The following is a 20,424-nucleotide window of genomic DNA, read 5'->3' on the forward strand; positions in this document are numbered from 1 at the left end:
CCGACGAGCTACCAGACTGCTCCATCCCGCAACATCACGTTGTTCCCAAGAGTCTGAAAATACTGACTCTTCAATGGTAGCGGGGACCGGATTTGAACCGATGACCTTCGGGTTATGAGCCCGACGAGCTACCAGACTGCTCCACCCCGCATCAACGTGTGGCTTATTATAAGGATATACAGTGATAGGTCAACCGTTATCCCGTAATTGGCGGAAAGACTTTCCTCTGAGTGAGTGAGGGCAAACGTGCCATCGAGAAACAGGAGATAGTCGTCGTTGGATGTGAGAGATCTGCTACATACTTTCCGGCCAGATCTTGTCCATACTGGATTGTGACGCGCCTCGGACAAGGTGGTAGCCGAATGCGTTGAGCGCACGGTTGTCATCACGCTGTCGGGGGAGGGTCGTTATTGTCGTTATTACCGAGACAGCAGACTGCCTGGGGGCGGGTTGCTGTCCGGGAACATGCCATGCTGTGTCCGGCAACGGATACAGGACGTTCCAGGAACAGGGAGTTACAACACCATGACGCAAACAGCACCCGTTGCATGGGTTACCGGCGGTACTGGAGGTATTGGTTCCGCTATCTGTCGTGAGCTGGCGAGTCAGGGGTATCAGGTCATCGCCGGGTACAGGAACAAGGAAAAGGCAGAGGGCTGGCTAGCTGAGCAGCATGCTGCCGGGTTCGAGAACATCGCGCTCTCTGGCATCGAGCTGGACAACTTCGAGGCCTGCCAGGCTGGCGTCAATGAAATTCGTGAGCGTTTCGGGTCGATCTCTGTGCTAGTCAATTGCGCAGGTATCACGCGTGACACCACATTGCGCAAGATGAGCTATGAGCAGTGGCGTGAAGTCATCAACTGCAATCTCGATAGCGTCTTCAATACTTGCCGTGCTGTCATCAATGACATGCTGGAGCACAAGTATGGCCGCATCGTGAACATTTCTTCCATCAATGGCCGCAAGGGACAGTTTGGTCAGGTGAACTACTCGGCAGCCAAAGCTGGCATGCACGGCTTGACGATGGCATTGGCGCAGGAAACCGCAACCAAAAACATCACCGTCAACACGCTGTCGCCGGGCTATATCGCCACCGACATGATCATGAAAATTCCAGAAGAGATTCGCGAGTCCATCCGCGAAGCTATCCCGGTCAAGCGTTACGGTACCCCGGAAGAGATCGCTCGTGCCGTTGTCTTCCTGGCTGACGAAAAATCAGGGTTCATCACTGGCGCCAACCTGGATATCAATGGTGGCCAGTTCATGGGCTGAGACGAAGCTCGCGCTATTTTCGCGCTGGTGCGTCTCGTACTCATTCGGCTCACGTTCATGAGGCTGGAGAGTACACTTGCCAGGGTATGTTGATTGATTTCCAATGGAGGAGGTTTCCTCCACATTGAAAGAAGCCCCTACCTCTTACGAGGCGGGGGCTTCTTTTGTATCGCGCTACTTAGTAGTCAAGCTAGCAGTCAAGACAGTCATTTACCCCAGCGACCAGGCAGCGGAGCCGTCAGTGGTTGAACAGCGCATCGAAGCGCGGTAGCTCGGTTTGCCAGGCATCCCAATCCAGAGGGCCATTGGCGAGCAGGGCATCAAGCACTTCGTCCAGCTCTTCTTCACGCTCCATGCGTTCACCCAGCTGCTGGTTGATGCGTGCGACCTGGACGGTCAGGCGGCGCGATTCATCTTCCGTTCCCAGTGATGCCTCGAACAGGATGGCCAGATGCACTCGTAGCTCAGCCAGGCGCTCGTTGGCAGCGCTACAGTTGCTTGGTTCAGCCCGACGCATCTGATTACGTGCTGCGTTGGCCTGACGGCTGTTGTCGTCGAATGCTGAAGTGTTCGGCAGCTCAACATCGCTGATGTCACCACGCTTGGCGCTGGCATCGGCGACAGCGTGCTGCTCCAGCAGATCACGCCATTGCTGCCATTCTTCGAGCAGCTGCACGGCATGCAGCTCGTCCAGACGTTGTTCGCGGCGCTTGAGGATGCCGTTCCAGCGGCGACGCATACCGTCACCACGCTTACCGCGCGGTAGCGCGCCAAGGCTATCGGCTTCTTTCAGCGCATCGTCGAGCTGCGCAGCGTCTTCGAGCGTCTCGGGCTCCCAGCTGTCGAGGCGTTCGATCAGTGCCTGCCACTGCTCGAGGCGGACTTGCTCGCGGCTGTCACGATCTTCGCGGTCTTGATCGCGGGCAGCGAAAATACGATCACAGGCTGCACGGAAGGCTGTCCACAGGCGTTGCTCCTCGCCTTTGGGGGCACGGCCCAGCTCACGCCACTGGGTTTGCAGTGTCTTGGCCTGCTCGGCCCGCGGGCGGGCGGGCGAATCTTCATCAGCCAGTGCCTCTGCCGCTTCTACCAGTGCTTGCTTGGCGGCGGCAATCTGCCCGGCGCGGCTATCGATCAAGCCCTGTAGAGCGGTGAGTGCTTCACCGAAACGATGCGACAGCTGGCGTCCAGGGCCTGCTGGTACCGGTGTGTGGCGGCGCCATTCCTCACGCGCGCGATCACGAATCTGGCGCAGAGAGTCTGGGTCAGCATCCTCCATGGCGTGGCCATTCAGGGATTCCAGCTGCTCGCAGAGTGACTGGCGCATGGCCAGATTATGCTCACGTGCCTGTTTGCGAGTCTCGCGGTAGTCGCTGAGGCGCTGCTTTATCGCATCGGACGCGGTGCGGAAGGCTTGGCTTGCGTCGCGTGTCGCAGCGGCATCGCCCAGCTCGCGCCATTGCTGGATCAGCAATTGGTGCTGACGGTCACGCTGCTCATCGCTGACGTCGTCGCGCTCGGCCAATGTGGTGATGGCATCCAGCAGCTGTTCACGCTTCGGCGCCGCGACGAAGTTCTGCCAGTCACGTAGCTCTGCGACACGTGCCCCTAGCTGGCGCAGGCGTGCTTGGCGAGGGGCATCCAGTTTGCCCTCGGTACGATCGCGCAGAGAACGATGCAGTCGGCTGGCTGGCTTGAGCTTGCCTGCGTCGAGCTGGGCTTCCAGCGTATCAATCTCAGCGTCGAGCGCAGCGGCATCGAGTGCTGAGTTCGCTGCTTTGTCGGCTGCTGATGGCTGTGCTTCGTCACCATCACCCTGGACTGCTTCCGATTCTATGGGAGCGGCATTGGCCAGTGCCTCTTGCAGAGCAAAGAGACTTGCCGTCATCGTTAGATCTGATGGCCAGGCGACTTCGCGCTCAAGCCGCATCATCTGCTCGAGATCGTTATCGATCAGTGCGGCGTCAAGTTCGACTTGACACAACTGATGGCGATGCCAGGCATCCAGCGGGCTCTGCAGCTGTTGCTGCAGGCGCTGATGTTGCTCGAGCAATTCGGTAGGGGCCGAGAACTGGTCGGTTAGCTCGCGCCAACGCTCGCCCTGCAGGCGGCGTTGGGCCTGCAGGCTGGCGAAATCATGGTCATTGATGCGTTCGCGACTATTCAGGTCATCTCTCGCATGCGTCAGGGCGGTCAGAATTTCCGTCAGATGCGTGCTCAGATTGGCACTCAGGCGTTCATGTTCACGGATGGCTTGCTCACGTGCTTCATGATCGCTGATGACCTTGTAAGCCTGCTGGCGGGCCTCTTCGAAGCGCTGCTGAGGAGTGTGCTCGGCAGCAGGTAGGCGTTCCCACTCGCGCAGCAGTGAGCGATAGCGGGATGGCACGCTATCTTCCCACGCTTGGCGGGGTAGCTTTTCCATCTGGCGCAGCAGATTGTCACGGCTGACGGCGAGGGCATCAGCTTCCTGCGCATCAGCGCGGCGGCGCGCCAGGGTGTCACGTGCCTGGCGCTGTACATGACGATCACGCTTGGCATCACGTACAAGGCGCTCAAGGCCGGCCTGGCTTGTGATGCGTGCCGCTGCTGCATGGCGTACGGCCGCAATGGTGTTGTGGCACGCCTGCTGGATCAGCACTTCTTCATCGTCGATGCGTGCCAGTGCTGTCAGACGCAATTGCTGGTTGTCGCCACGCGCGGCGACAGCCGACAGCAATTCGCTGTCTTCCAGGCGTTCCACCAGTTGCTCGCGGCTCAGCAGCGAGGGGGCATCCTGCCCGCCACTCAGTAGCTCGACCAAGCGCTCGCGAACCAAGCCATCAGCACGATCCAGCAGCGGTAACAGGCGCTCGGGCGTCTGCATGCGTGTCAGAGCGGCATGGCGCACTTCGAGAGCGGAATCGTTGAGTATCAACGTTTCCAGAATCTTGCGCTGTTCCGGGATATCAGGATCAAGTTGATCAGTGGCAGCAGCGCGAATGGTGGGGTTTGCATGTTGCCAGCGAGGCGTGAACAGGCGGCCAGTGAGGCGGGAAAGCAGTCCGGTCATGAGAGAGCGGTTATCCAGGCAAAAATAGAGGGGCGCAACAACAGCCGGTCACGAATACAGGCATGGAAAGGTAAGGCCGATATTGATTCCGGGGTGACGGCGCATGAATTTCGTCACCTCACTATCTTACCAGTCGCAGACCCCTATTGTGTGCTCCTGAGTGTGGATGAATGTGCCTGATTGGCTCGACAAGGCGCCATACGCGACATCACGGGCCACGTGACGCATCATGGTCACGACAATAGTGATGAACGTCGTGGCCTCGCGACACCTGACAGGGTCGCTTGCTGGCCGTATCATCAGTTGCAGCACTGTGTCAGCTCACATAGCTTTGTTACCCAGAGCTTTGTTATTCAGAGTATGTGATACAGCGCTGTGTCATGTGCGGGTGAGAGCTATGTTATCCAAGTGGCCTTCTTCTTCGGGATGCCATCCGGAGGATGCATCGGGCTTCACGTGCATCATCAAGAGTGTCGAAGGGCTTCGATACTCATTACGCAACCCGGAGTCAGGTCATGAGTCTCAGTACGGACAGGGCCCCTCAGGCCTTCATCTTCAAGGGCGGGATGCTGCCGATGACGGTTATGGAGCTGGTCAGTGGCGACCCGGAGCAGATCCGAGCCCAGCTGGCCAGCAAGCTCAGTCAGTCGCCGGCATTTTTTCAACATACGCCGGTGGTGCTGAGCGTCGAAAAACTCGACGAGCCGCATCTGGCATTGGAGCGTATTTGCGCCGTGTGTCGTGGCCATAAGCTACTGCCGGTGGCTGTCCGTGGCGGCGGTGACCCGGTGCGTCAGTCGGCTTGGGCATTGGGGTTGGGCTGGTTCCCGCCACAGGAAAGCCGCGGTCGCACACTAGAATCCGTGCCGCCGGTTGCTGAACCCGTGGCTGAAGCTGCTAGCGCCATCGAACCTGAGCCCGAGGCAGAACCTGTTCATGCCAGTAAAGTGTTCCGCGGCACGGTGCGCTCTGGCCAGCAGATCAGTGCCTCTGATGGTGATCTGGTCATTATCGGTGCGGTGAATGCTGGGGCCGAGATTCTGGCGGCAGGCAGTGTGCATATTTATGGGGCATTGCGTGGCCGCGCGTTAGCCGGTATCCACGGCGATCGCAATGCCAGCATTTATTGCAAAGAACTGCATGCCGAGCTGCTCTCGGTCGCCGGTACCTACAAGCGCCTCGATGACATTGATAACCGCTTACTGGGCGCCAGCGTCGAAGTAGTGCTTGAACACGATCAACTCTGCATCGCGCGGCTCAACTGATAGAGCGATGGCCGCTGATGGTAGTTCGCGGCCCGTCGAGCATCTTTTGGCATTGGTGCTAGCACAATCGTTTCGCGCACGATCGTTGTTCATAAGATCTTTGATTCATACGCGATCACGCGTGAAACGAATCCTCATATTTACAGGCGATCCCCGCGCTGCGGGGGACTCTCAGCAAGGAAGATACCTTTGGCCAAGATTATCGTAGTGACGTCAGGCAAGGGCGGGGTTGGCAAGACGACTAGCGCCGCCGCTATTGCCACTGGACTGGCTCTGCGCGGCAACAAGACGGTCGTGATAGATTTCGATGTGGGTCTGCGTAATCTGGACCTGATCATGGGTTGCGAGCGTCGCGTGGTCTACGACCTGGTGAACGTCATCCAGGGCGAAGCCAACCTTAAGCAGGCCCTGATTCGCGACAAGCGCATCGACAATCTGCATATCCTGCCGGCCTCTCAGACCCGCGACAAGGATGCGCTGACTCAGGAGGGCGTCGAGAAGATACTGATCGCTCTGCGCGAAGACTTCGATTACGTCATCTGTGACTCCCCCGCAGGTATCGAGCGCGGTGCTCAGTTGGCGATGTACTTCGCTGATGAAGCTGTCGTGGTTACCAATCCGGAAGTCAGCTCAGTACGTGACTCCGATCGGATCATCGGTCTGCTGTCGTCCAAGACCCGCAGGGCAGAGATCGGCGAGTCACCGGTCGTCGAGCACCTGTTGATCACTCGTTATCATCCGGCGCGTGTGACCGGTGGCGATATGCTGAATTTGACGGACATCCAGGAAATCCTGTCGATTCCTCTGATTGGCTTGATTCCAGAATCTGACGCCGTGCTGCGTGCTTCCAACCAGGGGGTGCCGGTAACACACGACCAGAAAAGCGATGCCGGTCAGGCGTATGTGGATTGCGTCTCTCGTCTATTGGGCGAGGAAGTGCCGCTGCGCTTCCATGAGATAGAGAAGCGCAGCCTACTGGCCAGAATGTTCGGAGGGGGCCGCAAGTGAAATTACTGGATTTTCTGAAGCGAGAGCGCAAGAAGACCGCCAATGTCGCCAAGGAGCGGCTCCAGATCATCGTTGCGCATCAACGTAGTCAGCGTGACCAGCCGGATTACATGCCGATGCTGGAACGTGAGCTGCTAGAAGTGATCCGCAAGTATGTTCAGGTCGATCAAGATGCCATCAACATCTCCCTTGACCGAGAAGACGACTGCTCGGTACTGGAGCTGAATGTCACGCTGCCGCGCCCCGGTGAGAAAAACTGATCGGCGACGCCTTGTATCACGTCTGACCCCATCTGCCAGAGTGCTGTGCCAGCCTTGCTGAGTACGGTGCTCTGGCAGGTTCATTTTCCGACCGCCCGCGTGGAGATTTCCTGTGGCAGAGCCCACCTTCCTGTGGCACGACTACGAGACCTTCGGCGCTGACCCGCGTCGTGACCGTCCTTCGCAGTTCGCGGCCATCCGTACCGACGCCGACTTCAACGAGATCGGGGAGCCGCTGACGCTCTACTGCAAGCCAGCCGATGATTTTCTGCCCCATCCGATGGCCTGTCTGATTACGCGGATCACGCCGCAGCAGGCTGAGCGGCGCGGTATTCCGGAGGCTGAGTTTGCTGGGCGTATCAACGATGAAATGAGCGTGCCGGGCACCTGCACGTTGGGCTATAACAGCCTGCGTTTTGATGATGAGGTCAGTCGCCATCTTTTCTATCGCAACTTTCTTGATCCTTACGGGCGTGAGTGGCAGAACGGCAATTCGCGCTGGGATCTGATCGATATCGTGCGCGCCTTCCATGCGCTACGCCCTGAAGGCATCGAGTGGCCCAAGCGTGAAGATGGTGCGCCCAGCTTCCGGTTGGAGCACCTGACCGCAGCCAATGGTATCGAGCATGCTGGGGCTCACGATGCGCTGGTCGACGTGCGCGCGACCATCGCCTTGGCGCGTCTGCTCAAGGAGCGCAATCCGCGCCTGTTCGACTACCTGCTCAAGCTGCGCAACAAGCGCCACGTCGCCAGCCTGCTCGATATCGGCGCACGTAAACCGATGCTGCACATCTCACGACGCTATCCAGCCTCACGGGCGTGTGGTGCGCTGGTCGTGCCGCTCGCGGAGCATCCGTCCAACGCCAATGGTGTGATCGTCTATGACCTCTCGGTGGACCCTGCGCCGTTGATGGAGCTTACGGCCGAGGAAATTCGTGCCCGTGTGTTTGCTCGCGCTGATGATCTGGCCGAAGGTGAGGAGCGCATCCCGCTCAAGGTCATCCATCTCAACAAGAGCCCGGTACTGTTGCCTGCCAATGCGCTCAAGGATGTTGAGGGGCCGAGCAAGGGGGAGTACGGCGAGATCGTCGCGCGCTTCCAGATCGATCCTGCCCAGTGTCGTGTGCACTGGAAGTGGCTCAAGGACAATGCTGGTATCGGCGTGAAAGTGGCGCAGGTATTTGCCGAAGCGCCGCCGGAACCTCCCGCTGATCCGGATCTGATGCTTTACTCTGGCGGCTTCTTTTCGCCGGCAGATCGCAAGGAGATGGAGCGGGTGCGTGCCACGCATCCGGAGGCGCTGGACGATACGCCGTTCGCTTTCCAGGATGGGCGCCTTGAGGAGATGCTATTCCGTTATCGCGCGCGCAGTTACGGCTACACACTCAATTCTGCCGAGCGTGAGCGCTGGGAACAGTGGCGTTGGGAGCGCATGAACGATGAGACAGTGGCTAGTCTGACCGTGAAGGGCTTCGTGGCGGACATTCAGCAACTGGGGCATGCCGAGCAAGACCCTGATCGGGTGCAGATTCTAGAGGAGCTGGCCATGTATGTAGAAGGCATCATGCCGCCTCAAGCATTTGGTTAGGCAGTGGCTGAAAATATCTCAGTAGCTTAAACGACACGACCCCAGCGATTTCGCTGGGGTCGTGTCGTTTAGATCAGACGTTCAGGCAAGCCCTTTGAATGCCGCGGCGAACTGTCAATGCTGTGCATTACTCGTTGGCTGCGCTGAGGGTGCTGAGGTGGTCGCCTCAGCCTGCGCGCGTGGCGCCTCCGGCAGTGCTGGCAGCGCGAGCTTGGGGATACGCTGGTCGAAGTCGCTGGGCGTGCCCGGATCAAAGGCCAGTTCCAGTGAGTCGGCGTTGCGCAGGCGCTGCCAGGTTGCGCGGATGTCTTCCGGATTGACCTGTTTTACGGCAGCGACCAGCTGCTGGCGCCGATCAAAACCGGTCCAGCCGAAGCTCAATTCGTTCCAGTTTCGGGCAGCCAATTCAGAGAGACGACGCGGTTTTTGGGTCAGGCTATCGATGACGGCTTGGCGATAGCTTGTCAGCGCTGACTCATCGAGCGCCTGAACGCGAGTGTCGAACTCGGTCATGAAGGCATCCATACGCGAGAATAGCGTCTTGCTATCCTTGGACGGCGACTGAACCAGCATGCTCAGCCCCGGTGCGTCGAGCATCGGGGAGTAACTCGCCGAGACGATGTACCCCAGCTGCTCATCAGTACGCAGGCGACTGTAGAAGGGGGCTTCTATCAACTGCCCGAGGACGGCGAGGCGTGCCTGACTTTGCAGTGTGCGGTCCTCGCCTTGCAGATAGCGCAGCGCGCCGGCATCACTGCGCGTACTGTTCGGACGCAGTGCTGTCTGCTGACTGATCTGACGCACTTCCAGTGTCGGAATCGCCTCTCGCGTGACACGTGGTGCGAGGCCATTGACGACCAGCTGACCGGTGTCGCTCGCCTGTTTGGCAGTGAGGTTTCCGGTCACCATTGCCTGCACATGCAGACGGGCCAGGAAGTGCTTGCGGAAGGCGTCCAACGTTTGGCTATTCACCGTGTCCAGCGCTGCCATCATCTGAGGCGTTGTTGCCAGCGGACCGATCAGCGTTTCACTGAGGCTGCGGCCCAGCTGTGAGTAGAGAGGAGCCTGCGCCCGATTTTGCAGGTTGCGACGCAGCCGTTGAGTAATGCGCTCAAGCGTGGCTGGCACTATCTCGCCATTGACCAGTTGATCGAGTACTTCGCGCATTTCCGGCTGCTGGCCGTCACGCCAGCCACTGAACTGCAAAGTGATGCCGCGGCCATGAGCGTAGGCCAGCGCATCCTGTCCCGCCAGGCGTGCAGGATACAGGCGCGCATTGAGGCTCTCATTCAGCCAGGCGGCCAATACACGGCTCATGACCTGCTCTTCTACTGAGGAGCTGATCTCCGGATTCAGCAAGCCGAAGCGCCACTCGGCCTGTGGTACGCCAAAGCTATCGTTGCCTTGATACCAAAGTTCTGCGCCTGGCTCATCCAGCAGCTGTGTCGGTGCTGCATTTGGCAGCTCGAGCACGCGGAAATCGCTGGCCAGATACGGATTTGGGGCTGGCAGTGCCAGTTGATTGGCCAGTGAATCGGCAGTACTGGCGGAAGCGCCATCAGTCGCAGCGCTTGAAGTGGCATCGTCATCGCTCAGGCGCGTCAGTGTGTAGGGCGCCTTGAACCATTGGCCCTGCTCATCGCCTGCCACATTGGGGCCGGAGTAGACCTCCAGCAGGTTGTCCTGTGTAAGACGTGCCAGCGTCTTGTCGAGCAACGCTGCGTCAAAGTTCTGCATCAGATAGGGCGCAGCCAGGACTTCCTTGACTGGATAGCGCGTCATCATCATCGCCAGACTGCTGGCGAGATCGACCGGTGAGCTACGCTGCTGGAAGCGGAATTTCTGCTCGCCCAGCTTGGCCTGCTCGGCGTAGCGCCAGTCGTTGATGCCCTGCTTGCGGACCAAGGCCAGATAGTCGAACAGCGCCGCGCGAATTTCCGGTTGATGCTTGGCACCTTCCGGCGTCAGTGTGATGTCGATACTGAGCATCGCGTTGTGGCCATCGCTGAGGCCACCACCGGCGGAAAGGGCGTCCGCCCAGCCCTTGGCTTTGAGGGCAGCGAGCAAGCTGCCTTCTCCTTCGTGACCTATCAAGTTGGCGAGATAGCTGACGGGCTGAGTGCGATAGTGCTCGATGGGATCGTCGATGGGGAACATGAACGCAAGCTCACGTTCCTGCTTGAGCGCTTTGACCTCGAGACGTGCCGGGAGCTCGCCTTGTGTGACGAGGGGAATATCAATCTCGGGGCGTTTCAGATCACGATTGGGCACATCGCTGAAATTGCTGCGCGTGAGTTTTTCCAGCGCGTCGAGAGATTGTGGTCCTACCAGTGACAGGCGCATGACGCCTGCACCGTAGTGAGCGGTGTAGAAGTCCACCAGGCGCTGGCGGAGGCTGCCGGCGTCAGTATCTTGCAGGGTATCGAGGCTACCGACGCTGAAGCGGTTGAAGGGGTGCTCAGGATTCAGTGCCTTCTCGACAGCCTCATAGACGCGACGCCCATCATCTTGCATGCGCGCCTGGTATTCGGAGTTCACTGCGTGACGTTCGCGATCCACGTACTCGGCATTGAACTGAGGGGCGACAAAGAAGCGTGCAAAGCGCGGCAATGCCTCATCAAAGGCCTCTGGCTCGATATCGAAGAAGTAGTTGGTGTCCTGGCTGGCGGTAAAGGCGTTGTGATTGCCACCATGCTTGGTGATGAAATCCTGATAGGCATCCGGATCAGGATAGCGATCAGTGCCGAGGAACAGCATGTGCTCAAGGAAGTGTGCCAGCCCCAATACATCCTTGGGGTCTTGGGCACTGCCGACTTCCACGTCCATGGCTGCGGCTGCCTTGTCGGCGTCTGGATCGCTGACCAGTAGCACCCTGAGGCCGTTGTTGAGAGTCAGGCTACGATAGCTGCGCTTGTCATTCTCGCTCTTGATGACCGGCCCCGTTTGCGCGTTGACGCTGACATTCTGGGCACTGCCTAGCGTGCTGTTGGCATCTGCCAGTACAGCACCAGGGGAGAGGCCAGCCAGAACGATGGCGGCGATGGCGGCACTTAGGCCGAGTGGGCGAAACCTGGGTAGCAGTGGCATCTTCTCTCCTGATACGAAAGACCGGTGGCGGCAGAGCGTGAGTGAAAGAACAGGCATATGCGAGCTACGAGGCCAGTGCGTCACTAGACGCATGGTGACGTCAGACCAGCATTGGGCCAGTAGGGTGCGCCACACTCCATTCCTGATGTGCAGGGTCATTGACACGGCGTGCCACCGGGAAGGCTGCAAGGCTGGCATCGGGCGCCAACATGGCGCGGACTGTTTCCAGTGGTGTATCGGCCGTTAGCCACTCACGTACCTGATGCGGCGCAATGACGGCCGGCATGCGATCGGTAAGGCGAGCGCTGACACCGGCACACGCCACGCTGATCAAGGCAAAGCTGTCACGTCCTTCCGGTGGCATACCTTCTATCAATGGCGGGCTGAAGTGACGCGTCCAGATAGCTGCCAGCAGTAAGGGGGCGCGATCAGCATGTGTGACCAGAAACGGTTGTTTCATGTTGGGCTGTTCCTTCCAGACATAGACACCACCGACCGGAATCAGTGCCCGTTGGCTGATGAAGGACTCACGAAACATGCGTCGCGTTTCCAGAGTTTCCGCACGGGCTATGTGCGGTGCGTGGTCCATGATGTCCAGCCAGCTAGGCGTCAGTCCCCACAATGCTGGTACCAGGCGCAATTTTGAACCTTCAAGCCGTAACATTGAGGCCGGCATGCGTGGTGCGCGATTGGCACTGATCAACATCTCTTCGCGCAACTGACGAGCGAGTGCAGCGGTCGCGAGCTTGCCGAACAGCTCACGAGGCGGCAGATCGTCGGGAAAGGGAGGGGTGTACAGGCGTCCGGCCACAGAAATCCTTGAAGGCGGAAGGCGAAAGGAACATGCAGGGTGTCGCGCTGCCCAATGGGGTGTGACGACCTCGCTGCATGCGGCGTACGCCAGCATGCCACACCTTGGTGGTGCTTGCGTTTGCGCTCAGTCTCGATATGCTGGACGGAAACAGTGTTCGATTCAATGGCTGGTACGGGCCGCTTCAAAAGATGTCGCAATGACATCGTATGCCTTTGCTCACCCGTGCAGTACGGACACACACCGCGTCAGATTTGCTACGCGGTAACGCATCTCAAGCATCAGAGGAATTCGATGGCCCGTCCACGTCAGCATGCACCGGAAGCGCTGCATGCGCGGGTAATGGAGACCTGCGATGAATGGCTCAAAGCACAGCCTGTTCACGCCCTGTCTCTGCGCAACCTCGCTCGTGAAGTGGGTTGCGCGCCCAGTACCCTGCTCAAGCTTTATGGCAGTTTTGGTAACCTGCTCCAACACGTCAATCTGGCGACGCTGGACCGTCTGCATGCTGCGATTGCCGGCCAGGAGACACCGAGTCCTTCGGAGCGCCTCAAGTCGCTTGCGCGTGCTTATTGGGGGTTTGCTCAGCGTGACCCTTACCGCTGGCAGCTGCTGTTCGATTTCCCGTTGGCACAGGAAGGTGAGCTGGATCAGCGTCAGAACACGATGATCGAAGGGCTGTTCGAGCGCGTCGAGGGAGCGCTGGTCGAGTACGCACCTCGTGTGGAGTCTGTCGAGGCCAAGCGCATGGCGCGCACCCTGTGGGGTAGCGTGCATGGCTTGGTCCAGCTGGGCATGAACGAACGTCTTGGCCTGTGGCAGGGGCAGCCATTGGAAGTGACTGAGCTACTGGATCAGTTGCTCGATACCATGCTGGCAGGGCTCAGGGTACGCAGCGAGGCTGCGATTGCGGGGGATGCTACGGAAGAGGGGCAATGAGTCGAGAATTGCTCCGTCGTCCACGGTTCGCGCCCTTCTTCTGGACCCAGGCCCTTGGGGCCTTCAATGACAACCTGTTCAAGAACGCCTTGTTGCTGTTGATGACCTTCGTGGTGATCGAGCAGCGGGGCTGGGACACTGGCATCGTCAATAATCTGGCCGCCGGTTTGTTCATCCTTCCCTTTCTATTGTTTTCTGCTTGGGGCGGTCTGCTGGCAGATCGTCTCGACAAACAGCGCCTGATCGTCAATCTCAAGTGGCTTGAGCTCGCGACCATGAGTGTCGCGGCAGGGGCCTTGATCTTTGAAGCCTGGGAGCTGCTGCTGGCGCTGTTATTCATGATGGGCACTCAATCGGCGCTGTTCGGCCCCGTCAAATATGCCATCCTGCCGCAGCACCTCAAGGCGGATGAACTGGTCAGTGGCAACGCCTGGGTCGAGCTGGGAACATTCCTCGCGATTCTGGTCGGTACGCTGGCCGCTGCTGCATTGATGGCGCTGGGCGGTGATCTGGCGCGCTGGGCACTGTCGGCATCGCTGGTCACGCTGTCGCTGCTCGGAGTCTTCGTGGCGCGCAGAATTCCGCCGGCACCGTCGCTTTCACCAGGCCCTGTGCCGTGGCGGCCGCTCTCCGGCAGCATTGCCGTGATGCGCGAAGGGCTGGGTAATCGTCGTCTGAAATGGGCACTGCTCGGTATCAGCGCGTTCTGGTTCCTCGGGGCCAGCTACCTCACTCAGTTGCCCGCCTATGCACGTGACATCGTGCATGGTGCAGAAGGGGCAACTTCCGCGCTGCTGGCCGCCTTCGCGATCGGTATCGGGATGGGGTCGTTGGCCTGTGAGCGTGTCTCGCGCGGTCGACTCGAAACCGGGCTGGTGCCTTTTGGCGCACTGATCATCTTCGTTGGTGGGCTGGATCTGGCCCTGCGCCCGATGCTAGGTAGTGCTGAACAGGCAACGCCATTGTTGGAGCTGCTGCAGGTGTCGGGATTTTGGCGCATGTGTCTGGATCTCGGCGTGATCGGTTTCGGCGGCGGGCTTTATATCGTCCCGCTGTATACCCTGCTGCAGGTGCGCAGCCCCGAAGATCATCGTGCGCGTGTCATCGCCGCCAACAACGTGCTCAATGCCTTGCTGATGGTGCTGTCGGCCGGATTCGGCATCCTGATGCTCAGCACGCTGGGGCGCAGCTTGTCTGATTTCCTGTTGGTGCTGGCCGTCATCAGCGCGCTGATTGCCGTGGTCTGCATGTTGCGTGACCCGCGGCCCTTCCTGCGTCTGAATATCTTCATCCTCATTCACCTGATGTATCGCCTGCACCTCAAGGGCCGCTGGCGGATTCCGGCGGAGGGAGCGGCACTGGTGGTCTGCAATCACGTCAGTTTCATGGACGCTCTGATTCTGGGAGGAGCGAGCCCGCGACCGCTACGCTTTCTGATGGACGCCGAAATCTATCACTCGCCGTGGCTAAAATGGTTCTTCCGTATTGCCGGGGCCATCCCGGTCGATTCGTCACGCAAGGACCCTGCGGGTGTGCGGCGTTCACTGGAAGAGGTCGGCAAGGCGCTGCGGGCTGGGGAGGTCGTGATGATCTTCCCTGAAGGCCAGCTCACGCGTGATGGTGAAGTCGGGCGGTTCCGGCGTGGACTGGAGTTGATCCTGGCGCGTAACCCGGCGCCGGTTATCCCGATGGCCCTGGGCGGGCTGTGGGGCTCCTGGTTCTCCCACGGAGGGGGGCCGGCCTTTGCCAAGTGGCCGCGTCGTATCCGTGGGCGGGTTGAGCTGTGTGCCGGACGTACCTTCGAAGCTGAAGGTGTGAAGGCGGCAGAACTCGAAAGCGCGGTGCGTGACCTACATCGCAAGGCGACTCGCTTGAGTAAAGGCCGGTAGTGGCAGACAGCTCTATTGATACTGCATGCGAAAACGCCGCTCATGGCTTCATGAGCGGCGTTTTGCGTTTATCACCATAGGCTCAACAGCCAGACGATAGCGATTCGCATGGCTAGCACGCTGGCGCTGAGGATCAGCATAGGGGCCGAGGAGTTATTGGTAGTGGTGATGAACATGATGCCCTCTTGCACAAGGCTAGAATGACACAGGCCCACCAAATGGCGGGCCTGTGTCTGCTGATGGCGCGGGATGACGCCTTATATCAGGGGCGGCTCACGCGAGCTGCCTGCCAGCAGCGAGCCGAGGTGATCTGATTGTCCTTCACCTGTTGGATCTCGATGCGCGTGGTACCTATCGCCAGGCTGGCGGGCGCATCCGGAAACGATTCAAGATGCTCAAGGATCAAGCCATTGAGTGTCTTGGGTCCGTCGGTGGGCAGTTGCCAGCCGATCGCCTTGTTGATCTCACGGATGTTGGCCGTCCCTTCGATCACGTAGCTGCCGTTGTCCTGCGGATGAATCTCCTGATGAGTGCCGGCTACGTCAGTGGTGAACTCGCCGACGATCTCTTCCAGGATATCTTCCAGCGTCGCCAGACCCTGCACGTCACCATACTCGTCGACCACGATACCGATGCGACGTTTCTGCTTTTGGAAGTTGAGCAGCTGTGTGTGCAGCGGGGTGGATTCTGGAATGAAATAGGGCTCGCGAGCCTCCTGGATGATGGAAGCCTTGGTGATCTCATCCAGTGACAGGAAGCGTGCGGCATTGCGCAGGTGCAGGATGCCGATGATGTTGTTGATGTCACCTTTGTAGACCGGCACGCGGGTGTGCTGACTCGCGCGGACATGGCTAAGGATGATGTCGAGATCGTCATCGAGATCGATACCGAAGATTTCCTGACGCGGCACCATGATGTCATCGACAGTCACATTCTCGAGGTCGAGAATCGATAGCAGCATGCCCTGGTGACGGCGAGGAATCATGCTGCCTGCCTCGTGCACCACAGTGCGTAGCTCGTCGCGGGTCAGGCTATCGGCATTGCCACTGACATCGCGCACACCGAATAGACGCAGCAATCCATTGGAAATGCCATTGACTAGCCATACCAGTGGATAGAGCACCTTGAGCATCGGCTCGAGAACCAGTGAGGCCGGATAGGCAATGCGCTCGGGATTCAAGGCGGCCATGGTCTTCGGCGTCACCTCAGCAAAGATCAGCACTACGATGGTGAGCGCGGCGGTGGAAATGGCTGGACCGGACACATCACCGAAATAGTGAATGGCGATGATGGTAGCCAGTGACGCGGCCAGATTGTTGACGAAGTTATTGCCGATCAGAATAACGCCGATCAAGCGGTCTGGGCGGGAAAGTAGGCGGGTGACGCGCTTGGCGCCGCGCTCACCGCTTTTTTCGCGATGGCTCAGGCGGTAGCGGTTGATCGACATCATGCCGGTCTCGGAACTCGAGAAGAAGGCAGAGAGGATGATCAGAACGACCAATAGGCCGAACAGCAGCCCCAGCGGGGTGTCGTCGCTCAAGAGTGAAGGGTCCTCGGTGGCGGATTTAAGCGCATGATACTGTCACGCCGACGGCATTGCATCAGGCGATGCTGTCGGCGTTGCTGCGGGACTAATGAGCCGGGGCGTGCATCAGGGGGCGAATACTATCTGCAGCGCGAATTTGGTGCCGAAGAATGCCAGTGCCAGCACCAGGCAGCCGCCGAGTGTCCAGCGTGCTGCACGCTGTCCGCGCCACCCCAATACGTGGTGGCCAAATAGAAGGATGGCGAAGATCACCCAGGCGCCGAGACTGAGTACCGTCTTGTGGGCCATGTGTTGAGCGAACATGTTGTCGAGATAGATCATGCCGCTGATGATCGAGACGCTCAGTAGAATCATGCCAGCCCAGATCAGCTCAAACAGCGCGCGCTCCATGCTGGTGAGTGCCGGCAGCACCTGCACGATACCGCGAGTATGGCGTGTCTTGAGCGCATGCTGTTGCAGGGATAGCAAGCCCGCCTGCATGGCAGCGATGCTCAGAAAGGCGAGTGCTGCCACGGAGGTGAAGATATGGGCGATAAGCCCGGGCGAGAGTGGGTTTTCGGTATTGGCGCTCGGCAGATTCATCACGCCGAGTACGCAGACAGCCGCGACCGGGAACAGCGCCGCGCCGCCGGCAAGAACCGGCTTGAAAAGGCTCGCGACGACGAGCAGTAAGCTGATCGCCCAGCTGACCAACGAGGCGCTCTCGAAGAGCCCCAGGTGGAGCTGACCGCCATGATTGAGTGTCATCCATACAATCACTGCATGGCAGGCAACTGCGATCAGTGCAAGGCTGCGCACCAGTCGCGCGCGTGCCGGAACGCGACGTGTCAACGTCAGGCCCTGCCAGAGGCCAGCGCCGAGATAGAAAATGATGGCCAGAATGGCAAAGGGCAGAGCCTGCATGTGCTGTTGTCCAGGTGCCGGAGGGTATTGGGAGAGCAGCCCTCATCTGAGGCGCTGTCTATATGCAGAGACTATACCGAAAGCACTGGCGGGATTGCATCCACCCTGGGGCTTCTGTCATGGCTTATACCGAGGAATGAGGCACATCGGCGCACATATTGCCCTGATCATCAGTGCGCCTATCATGGAGACAGACCCGCCCTGTGCGTATAATGCGTGGCAGGATAACCATTCACGCGCTGGGGCGTCATGCCGTGACGCCGGAGTCGAGCAAGTTTCACATTCTCGTCCCGCTGCGCGGCCCCCAGACGTCCCTAGCCGGAGAGGCCCATGTTTCAAAGTTTGAGTGATCGCCTGTCGCATACGCTGAAGTCGATTACCGGCCAGGCCAAGCTGACGGAAGACAATATCAAGGACACTCTACGCGAAGTGCGTAAGGCGTTGCTTGAGGCGGATGTTGCTCTACCAGTGGTCAAGGCCTTCATCGACCGTGTGCGCGAGCGTGCTGTCGGTCAGGAAGTATCCAAGAGCCTGTCGCCGGGCCAGCAGTTCGTCAAGATCGTCCAGCAGGAGCTGGAAGCGATCATGGGCGAAGCCAATGAAGGGCTGGTGCTCAAGAGCAACCCCGCCGTCATTTTGATGGCAGGCCTACAGGGTGCTGGTAAAACGACGACCGTGGCCAAGTTGGCGCGCTATCTGCGTGAGCGTGAGAAGAAAAAGGTATTGGTGGTCTCGGTTGACGTCTATCGTCCTGCGGCCATTGATCAGCTGGAAACGCTGGCCAAGGAAGTGGATGTCGACTTCTTCCCTTCTGATTCATCCCAGCAGCCAGTCGCGATCGCTGAAGCCGCGATGAAGCATGCGCGTATCCAGTTCCACGATGTGGTGCTGGTCGATACCGCGGGCCGCCTGCATGTCGATGCCGACATGATGGACGAGATTGCCGCACTCCATCGCACCCTCTCGCCGGATGAGACACTGTTCGTCGTTGATGCGATGACGGGTCAGGATGCCGCCAATACCGCCAAGGCTTTCCATGAAGCCCTGCCGCTGACGGGTGTTGTGCTGACCAAGGCTGATGGTGATGCACGTGGTGGGGCGGCATTGTCCGTACGTCACATCACTGGCAAGCCGATCAAGTTCATGGGGATGGGCGAGAAGGTTGATGCTCTCGAACCCTTCCATCCGGATCGCGTTGCGTCGCGTATCCTCGGAATGGGCGATATGTTGTCGCTGATCGAGGAAGCAGAACGCACTGTCGACAAGAGCAAGGCCGAGCAGCTGGCCAGCAAGGTCAAGAAGGGCGAGGGCTTCGATCTTGAAGACTTCCGTGATCAGCTCCAACAGCTCAAGAACATGGGGGGCATGGGTAGCCTGATGTCCAAGCTGCCGGGGATGGGGCAATTGGCGGAGGCCGCCCAAGGCCAGGCCAGTGAGAAAGAGTTGGGCAAGCTTGAGGCGATGATCAATTCCATGACGCCCAAGGAACGCCGTAACCCTGATCTCATCAACGGCTCGCGCAAGCGTCGTATCTGCATGGGTTCCGGTACCCAGGTGCCGGATCTTAATCGCCTGCTCAAGCAGCACAAGCAGATGGCCAAGATGATGAAGAAGGCTGGCAAGAAAGGTGGCATGCAGAAGATGATGCGCGGTATGTCCGGCATGATGGGTGGCGGCGGCCCGGGTGGCCCTGGAGGTATGGGCGGCATGGGCGGCCCCGGCGGTGGTATGGGGGGCATGGGTGGCGGTCGCTTCCCGCGTCGCTAAGTCCCTGACGCCTGACGGTCTTTATCGCCAAGAATTGTGCTCCACGACATCGTTGGTGTCGCGGAGCGCTTGTACGGCCTTGGAAAAAGGTTTCCAAGGCTTGCCGATTTCCGTAGAATGTCGCCTCTTCGTGTGGACCCTCCACGCGAAGCCGAGTTCTGTGGCACGTTTTTCACTTCAACACGAAGGACAGATTACGCAATGGTTACCATTCGTCTGGCACGTGGTGGCGCCAAGAAGCGTCCCTTCTACCACCTCGCTGTAGCTGATTCCCGCACAGCCCGTGATGGCCGCTTCATCGAGCGCGTCGGCTTCTTCAACCCGGTCGCTCGCGGCCAGGAAGAGCGTCTGCGCGTCGATCTCGAGCGCGTCGCTCACTGGCAGCAGCAGGGCGCACAGGTCTCTGACCGTGTCGCTCAGCTGCTCAAGGAAGCTGGCAAGCAGCAGGCTTGATATCCAGGATGCCTACTCACTCCAATAACCCGCAGCCGACTGCACACTCACCGCATGGCGATGATGTTGTAGTGATGGGGAAGCTTACCAGCCCCTATGGCGTGAAAGGCTGGCTCAAGGTGTATTCCTACACCAGTCCGATCGACGGCATCTTCGACTATGCCGGCTGGATGCTGAAACTGGACGGGAAGCAGATTCCCGCACGGCTCACGCAGGCCCGTCGCCACGGCAAAGGTCTGGTGGCACAGCTGGAAGGTGTCGATAGTCGAGAGGCTGCGCAGGCGCTGGCCGGGGCGGAGATTCTCTTGCCCAAGCAGCAACTGCCGCAGTTGGAGGTGGGTGAGTACTACTGGCATCAGCTGGAAGGTCTCGAGGTGGTGACGCTGGATGGCCAGCGCCTCGGGAAAGTGAGCACCCTGATGGAAACCGGTGCCAACGACGTTCTGGTGATAAAGCCGAACGACGACAGTATCGATGAGAAGGAACGGCTCGTACCGTACCTTCCGAATCAGGTGGTTCGCGATGTGGATCTCGCCACTGGACGCATAAGCGTCGATTGGGATCCCGAATTCTGATGTTAAGCA

The 20,424-nt window shown here is 59.2% G+C and carries 15 protein-coding genes and 1 tRNA gene; 10 read left to right on the forward strand and 6 right to left on the reverse strand.

Annotated elements, in window-relative coordinates; translation table 11 throughout:
- Positions 1 to 74 precede the first annotated feature (74 nt).
- Positions 75 to 151: transfer RNA gene (locus tag BF12_RS0115315), tRNA-Met, on the reverse strand.
- Between the two features lie 374 nt (positions 152 to 525).
- Between BF12_RS0115315 and phbB the strand changes: the two genes are divergently transcribed.
- Entirely contained in the window at positions 526 to 1,272 is a 747-nt protein-coding gene (phbB, locus tag BF12_RS0115320; RefSeq protein ID WP_024953031.1) for an acetoacetyl-CoA reductase, read from the forward strand.
- 238 nt (positions 1,273 to 1,510) lie between these two features.
- Here the strand turns inward: phbB and BF12_RS0115325 are convergent, their stop codons facing one another.
- On the reverse strand, positions 1,511 to 4,324 hold the full coding sequence (locus BF12_RS0115325) for a DUF349 domain-containing protein (protein WP_024953032.1): 2,814 nt from the start codon (positions 4,322 to 4,324) through the stop codon (positions 1,511 to 1,513).
- Between the two features lie 515 nt (positions 4,325 to 4,839).
- Between BF12_RS0115325 and minC the strand changes: the two genes are divergently transcribed.
- The 4 genes from minC (at position 4,840) to sbcB (ending at position 8,445) form a co-directional block, all read left to right on the forward strand.
- The gene (gene minC, locus BF12_RS0115330; RefSeq protein WP_024953033.1) at positions 4,840 to 5,589 is read left to right on the forward strand and encodes a septum site-determining protein MinC; all 750 of its coding nucleotides are present in this window, start codon (positions 4,840 to 4,842) and stop codon (positions 5,587 to 5,589) included.
- Between the two features lie 189 nt (positions 5,590 to 5,778).
- Complete coding sequence (gene minD / locus BF12_RS0115335) at positions 5,779 to 6,597, forward strand: septum site-determining protein MinD (protein ID WP_024953034.1); 819 nt, start codon at positions 5,779 to 5,781, stop codon at positions 6,595 to 6,597.
- Positions 6,594 to 6,857: a cell division topological specificity factor MinE gene (gene minE / locus BF12_RS0115340; protein ID WP_024953035.1), complete on the forward strand. Its 264-nt coding sequence runs from the start codon at positions 6,594 to 6,596 to the stop codon at positions 6,855 to 6,857. Before minD ends, minE begins: the two co-directional genes overlap by 4 nt.
- A 112-nt stretch (positions 6,858 to 6,969) precedes the next feature.
- On the forward strand, positions 6,970 to 8,445 hold the full coding sequence (gene sbcB / locus BF12_RS0115345; RefSeq protein ID WP_024953036.1) for an exodeoxyribonuclease I: 1,476 nt from the start codon (positions 6,970 to 6,972) through the stop codon (positions 8,443 to 8,445).
- Between the two features lie 114 nt (positions 8,446 to 8,559).
- Here sbcB and BF12_RS0115350 read toward each other — a convergent pair whose 3' ends face one another.
- Entirely contained in the window at positions 8,560 to 11,532 is a 2,973-nt protein-coding gene (locus BF12_RS0115350) for an insulinase family protein (protein ID WP_024953037.1), read from the reverse strand.
- 100 nt (positions 11,533 to 11,632) lie between these two features.
- Entirely contained in the window at positions 11,633 to 12,343 is a 711-nt protein-coding gene (locus BF12_RS0115355) for an SOS response-associated peptidase (RefSeq protein ID WP_024953038.1), read from the reverse strand.
- Between the two features lie 294 nt (positions 12,344 to 12,637).
- Here BF12_RS0115355 and BF12_RS0115360 point away from each other — a divergent pair, with 294 nt between their 5' ends.
- A complete protein-coding gene (locus tag BF12_RS0115360) occupies positions 12,638 to 13,282 on the forward strand; it encodes a TetR/AcrR family transcriptional regulator (protein ID WP_024953039.1) in 645 nt (214 codons plus the stop codon).
- Positions 13,279 to 15,171: an MFS transporter gene (locus BF12_RS0115365; RefSeq protein WP_024953040.1), complete on the forward strand. Its 1,893-nt coding sequence runs from the start codon at positions 13,279 to 13,281 to the stop codon at positions 15,169 to 15,171. The genes BF12_RS0115360 and BF12_RS0115365 overlap by 4 nt, the downstream gene beginning before the upstream one ends.
- 262 nt (positions 15,172 to 15,433) lie before the next feature.
- Here BF12_RS0115365 and BF12_RS0115375 read toward each other — a convergent pair whose 3' ends face one another.
- Together BF12_RS0115375 and BF12_RS0115380 are read right to left on the reverse strand one after the other, a co-directional pair.
- Positions 15,434 to 16,711 (reverse strand): HlyC/CorC family transporter, encoded by a 1,278-nt coding sequence (locus BF12_RS0115375; protein WP_024953041.1) that lies wholly within the window; start codon positions 16,709 to 16,711, stop codon positions 15,434 to 15,436.
- Between the two features lie 111 nt (positions 16,712 to 16,822).
- A complete protein-coding gene (locus BF12_RS0115380; protein ID WP_024953042.1) occupies positions 16,823 to 17,620 on the reverse strand; it encodes a cytochrome C assembly family protein in 798 nt (265 codons plus the stop codon).
- A gap of 330 nt (positions 17,621 to 17,950) precedes the next feature.
- Between BF12_RS0115380 and ffh the strand changes: the two genes are divergently transcribed.
- From ffh to rimM, 3 genes are all read left to right on the forward strand, one after another.
- Positions 17,951 to 19,387 (forward strand): signal recognition particle protein, encoded by a 1,437-nt coding sequence (gene ffh, locus BF12_RS0115385; RefSeq protein WP_024953043.1) that lies wholly within the window; start codon positions 17,951 to 17,953, stop codon positions 19,385 to 19,387.
- Between the two features lie 201 nt (positions 19,388 to 19,588).
- On the forward strand, positions 19,589 to 19,840 hold the full coding sequence (gene rpsP / locus BF12_RS0115390) for a 30S ribosomal protein S16 (protein ID WP_024953044.1): 252 nt from the start codon (positions 19,589 to 19,591) through the stop codon (positions 19,838 to 19,840).
- A gap of 8 nt (positions 19,841 to 19,848) precedes the next feature.
- Positions 19,849 to 20,415 carry a ribosome maturation factor RimM gene (gene rimM, locus BF12_RS0115395; RefSeq protein ID WP_024953045.1) on the forward strand — a complete coding sequence of 189 codons (567 nt, stop codon included), beginning with the start codon at positions 19,849 to 19,851 and terminating at the stop codon, positions 20,413 to 20,415.
- The last annotated feature ends 9 nt before the right edge of the window (positions 20,416 to 20,424 follow it).

This window comes from Cobetia crustatorum (genome assembly GCF_000591415.1).
GTDB lineage: Bacteria > Pseudomonadota > Gammaproteobacteria > Pseudomonadales > Halomonadaceae > Cobetia > Cobetia crustatorum.